This is a genomic window from Ornithinibacillus scapharcae TW25, from assembly GCF_000190475.1.
GTDB classification, from domain to species: domain Bacteria; phylum Bacillota; class Bacilli; order Bacillales; family Amphibacillaceae; genus Ornithinibacillus; species Ornithinibacillus scapharcae.
Map to the genome: position 1 here is coordinate 1 of NZ_AEWH01000011.1, position 4260 is coordinate 4260.

Annotated in this window: 6 protein-coding genes; 5 read left to right on the top strand and 1 reads right to left on the bottom strand. The window is 35.1% G+C overall.

Going from position 1 to position 4260, the window contains the following annotated elements; genetic code table 11:
* The 5 genes from G5W_RS0103190 to G5W_RS0103210 form a co-directional block, all read left to right on the top strand.
* Window positions 1-418 (top strand): HAD-IIB family hydrolase (locus G5W_RS0103190; protein ID WP_010094173.1); only part of this gene is annotated, 418 nt, incomplete at its 5' end.
* A 97-nt stretch (window positions 419-515) separates the two neighbouring features.
* Window positions 516-701 carry a cold-shock protein gene (locus G5W_RS0103195; RefSeq protein ID WP_010094175.1) on the top strand — a complete coding sequence of 62 codons (186 nt, stop codon included), beginning with the start codon at window positions 516-518 and terminating at the stop codon, window positions 699-701.
* Between the two features lie 156 nt (window positions 702-857).
* Complete coding sequence (locus G5W_RS0103200) at window positions 858-1913, top strand: hypothetical protein (RefSeq protein ID WP_420178098.1); 1056 nt, start codon at window positions 858-860, stop codon at window positions 1911-1913.
* Window positions 1914-2082: 169 nt separating this feature from the next.
* Window positions 2083-2514, top strand: a complete 432-nt coding sequence (locus tag G5W_RS0103205; protein WP_010094179.1) for an IDEAL domain-containing protein — start codon at window positions 2083-2085, stop codon at window positions 2512-2514.
* 150 nt (window positions 2515-2664) lie between these two features.
* Window positions 2665-3099: an IDEAL domain-containing protein gene (locus G5W_RS0103210; RefSeq protein WP_010094181.1), complete on the top strand. Its 435-nt coding sequence runs from the start codon at window positions 2665-2667 to the stop codon at window positions 3097-3099.
* Window positions 3100-3158: 59 nt separating this feature from the next.
* Here G5W_RS0103210 and G5W_RS0103215 read toward each other — a convergent pair whose 3' ends face one another.
* Window positions 3159-4094, bottom strand: coding sequence for an LCP family glycopolymer transferase (locus G5W_RS0103215; protein WP_010094183.1), 936 nt, complete (start codon window positions 4092-4094; stop codon window positions 3159-3161).
* Between the last annotated feature and the right edge of the window lie 166 nt (window positions 4095-4260).

The window sequence follows — 4260 nt, forward strand, 5'->3', positions numbered from 1 at the left end:
GATCGCAACCGAGCGTTTCTTCAGTGGTGATCGACCAGATGATTTATATGACTACACTTGGTTGAAATTTGGTATGGACTCAGAGGATACCGATAAACTTGACCAAGCAGTAAAAGAACTTTCATATTTTGCTGACTTAGAAATTACGAATTCAATCCCGACTAATATTGAGATAAATCCAAAGGGTGTAAGTAAAGCATCTGCATTGAATCGTGTATGCCGTGAAATTGGAATTACAATGGATGAAGTGATGGCTTGTGGTGATAGCTTGAATGATATGAAAATGATTCAAGAAGCCGGTGTTGGCGTCGCAATGGGAAATGCACAGGAGGCAATTAAAAAAGTAGCTAACCATGTGACGGATACGAATGACAACTTTGGGGTTGCAAAAGCAATTGAACATTTCGTTTTACGCTAGTAAAGAACCAGGCTAGTAAACGTAAATCGAAGGTCCCTTTCTTTGTGTTGGAAAAAAAGGTATAATGGAAATACAACGCCTGAAAGGGGATGCTGTCATGTCTTTTTCAAGAGGACCAAAAGAGCCAGTCCCAGAAATCGAGACGAATGTATGGGCATGTACAAGTGAGGAATGTAATGGTTGGATGAGAGAATCATTTAGCTTCGAACAAGTACCAGAATGTCCATTATGTCAATCTTCCATGTCTCAAGAGGTACGTGTATTACCAGAAGTAAAATCGTAATAGAGAGAATAACTATAATAACTTAAACACTCCCGAATCTGTTTGGGAGTGTTTCGTTATAGTTAATGGTAATATTAAGAATCCGTATGCATAATGCACCAAGCATTCTGCCTATACATAAAGTAAAGAAGAAATAATTCTAAATCAAAAAAGGATGTGTCATCTTTGCCAAAGAAAGGCTATTACGTCAGTGGAAATACAGCAGAGGGCTTTGTTAATTTCTTATCAACTAATACTTCGAACTTCCATCACCATATTATCCTAAAACATCCATCCTATAAGGTAAAGACCACCGTTATCCAGGAGATTATCAATCAAACAGAAGCGAAAAATGACCTTGAAATTCTTTATAGTTCTATCGGAAAAGAATTTCTTGATGGCGTTATTATTCGTGATAAAAAAATAGCCGTAATCGATGAACGAATTGCTAGCGCCGAACTATGTGGTGCATTTGAAATAAATTTAACATTATTTTCAGCAGATTCGGTAGCTCATAACAATTTTTCCTTGGAGGAAGAACAAATCGAAACTTATATGCAGCATGCATACGAGAATTTTGCAACGGGCTTAAAAATTCATGATGATTTAGAAGCTATTTATATAAAGGAAATGAATTTTGATAAAGCAGATGACTTAGCTGAAGAATTTGTTCAAAAAATTTTAAGTGAAGTATCAAAACAAGAAAGAAATCCAAATGTAGTCCATCGTTTATTTGGAACCAACACGAGAGATGGGGTTGTCAATGTTGTTCCTGATATACTTAGTCAAGTATCGAAAAAGTATTTCATTAAAGGAAGAGCAGGAACCGGAAAATCCACCTTCATGAAGAAAATTATGGCAGCTTGTAATGAATACGGTTATGATGTGGAGCTTTATCATTGTAGCTTTGATCCAAACAGTATTGATATGGTCCTAGTGCGTGATCTAGATTTTTGCATTTTTGATAGTACAGATCCACACGAGTTTTTCCCTAATGGTGAAGGAGAAGAAGTAATAGATATGTATGACCTTGCAGTAAATCCGGGAACAGATGAAAAGTATGCAGAAGAAATCAATGAATTAAACAGCCGTTATAAGTCTTTTATGAAAAAGGGAGTTGCAGATTTAAAGAATGCAGGAGAAATCATAAGTAATCTGGAGCAGCATTTCGTTATTAATCAGCGAGAAATCGAAAAGATCACCTCCTTTATTGATGGCAAAATAATCGAATAATACCTACGTCCTGTGAATAACACTTATGTCACAGGACTTTTTTTCTTAAGAGGGACAATAGCACTAAAAACGGCATAAATACTAAATTTTCCCTTGTTTTTTACAAATGAATCATGTAGAATTAATTAACAGAAAATTATGATAAGGGTAAAAACGGGAGGTGGTTAACGTGATTTCTGTAAAGATGCTTAAGCCTTATTATATAAAGGCGGATGATCAATATGTTCGTATTATTTTGGCTTATCAATACTTTTCGGTATTAATTGATAAACAGTTGTATCAGTTTATACCAATAGAAGCTAAGGAATTTCGCATCAATCGCAGAACACGACAAGTTGAAAATATCGGTAGTCGTTTTGCCTTTCAAAAAGGAAAGGATGTTGTTTATATGACAATGACCGAACTAATGACACTTCCCGACTTTGTACAGCAGTTAGATCATATTGTTAGCCCATATTATAGTGAAGGTTTCAATCAAGGTGAAACTGAGAATCTAAATATTATAGAAAAATTAGAAAAAGCGAATGTACAACGTTTAATTGATAAGGCACTAGATGAGCGTGATGAAAAGTCGTTTCGTGAATTAGTGAAGTTATTATGAACCAATTGGAGCATGCCTTAGTACCTAATCAGGTAGGGGGGCATGCTCCAATTGGTTCATTTTTTAATATATTATGTTTGAAATCATTTATTTAAGGGTACTACCATGATAAGATTTTAATGCACCTGATAGCATTGGGGGAAGATAAAGATGGTAACAGTTAAGCTATTAAAGCCCTATTGTATCAAAGCTGATCTAGAGAATGTTTATGTTTTACTAGATGAAAAGCTTTTTACAATCTCGATAAAGAATGAAGTGTACCAATTTATTCCTGAAAAATCGAAGGAGTTCATTATTAATCGCAGAACAAAAAAGATTGAAAATCTAGATGCTACATTTGCTTTTCAAAAGGATAATAAAGTATTCTACTTATCCATGAATGAACTAATAAATATTCCTGATTTTTTAATTAAGCTATATTTTATTACTAAACCTCACCTGGATTATCAACCAACGAAGAATATTAATGATGATATCAACATCATTATAGATGAATTAGAACAACAAAATATTAAACGGCTCATTGATAAAGCATTAGATGAGCGAAATGAAGAAGCATTTTATGACTTGATTGCCTTATTATAAATAATTGAATGGCGACTCTATCTATAGAGTCGCCAACTTTTTTAGAGGATAGTTGTTCGTTATCTTGCTTCCATATGTTTTGTAAATTCGTTCGAAATTCTTTCAAACTCCGAATCCGGGACAATGTAATACCATATAGCACCAATGAATTGTCCGCTTCCAGATAAATGAAGAGTTTCGATATTCTTTCGCGAACCGAGATAGTTAGAGAATAAATCTTGAAAATTGGTCATTTTTAGGTTTGTATTCACATTGTTACCAAGAATATTGAGAATATCCCCTACCTTCGTAATACTAGAAAAGCTTGCAGCTTCATTCAATGCTGCTGTTATTACCTGCTGCTGCCGTTCATTACGTCCTAAGTCACCCTGCGGATCGTTCTTCCTCATTCGAATATAGTCTAGTGCTTCCTCACCATTTAGTTCGATTTTACCTACTGGAAAGTGACTAGGACCTTGTGTGAATTCCATTTTATTCTGTACGGTAATCCCGCCTAATGCATCAACACCCAATTCGAAGCCTTCCATATTGACCTTTCCATAGAAATGGACAGGGATATCGAATGTTTGTTCAACTGTATCTATTGTTCGTTCTATTCCTCCACGAACATAGGCATGGTTTATTTTATCCATACCATACTCTGGTATTTCAACATAGGTGTCTCTAGGTATACTCAGCATAAGCATGGAATTGGTATTTGGGTTAACGGACAAAAGGATCATTGTATCTGTACGTCCGGTATCACCTTCTCGTTCATCCACGCCTAGAAGTAGAAGGTTAAGGGAATCTTTTTCCTTGAAGATTGTTTCGATTTTTTCCTCACGTTCCGGTTCCGTATCTCTAGTCAATGGTTCATGCATGGTATCTACGGTTTCATGAAGCTTGTCCCATACGTACCAAAAGTAACCACCACCTATTAGAAGGAGTACTAGAACTATACCACCGAGCCAATATGGCCATTTTCGTTTCTTTTTTTTAGCTTCTGACCGAGTCATATTCACAAGTATTCTCCTCAATTTCATATAGTGAACCACTAAAAATCATTATAACGAAACAGTCAGCCCCCGTCTATTTGTTATTGGATTTTAATGGAAATATTATATATATACATTTCTTCCTTTACTTTTTGCTTAATTAAAAAAGTAATAATTACGAATTATT

Bases quoted from the DNA above. Each gene is read 5' to 3' on its own strand.
- G5W_RS0103195 (WP_010094175.1), top strand. From the start codon at position 516: ATGTCTTTTTCAAGAGGACCAAAAGAGCCAGTCCCAGAAATCGAGACG.
- G5W_RS0103210 (WP_010094181.1), top strand. From the start codon at position 2,665: ATGGTAACAGTTAAGCTATTAAAGCCCTATTGTATCAAAGCTGATCTA.
- G5W_RS0103215 (WP_010094183.1), bottom strand. From the start codon at position 4,094: ATGACTCGGTCAGAAGCTAAAAAAAAGAAACGAAAATGGCCATATTGG.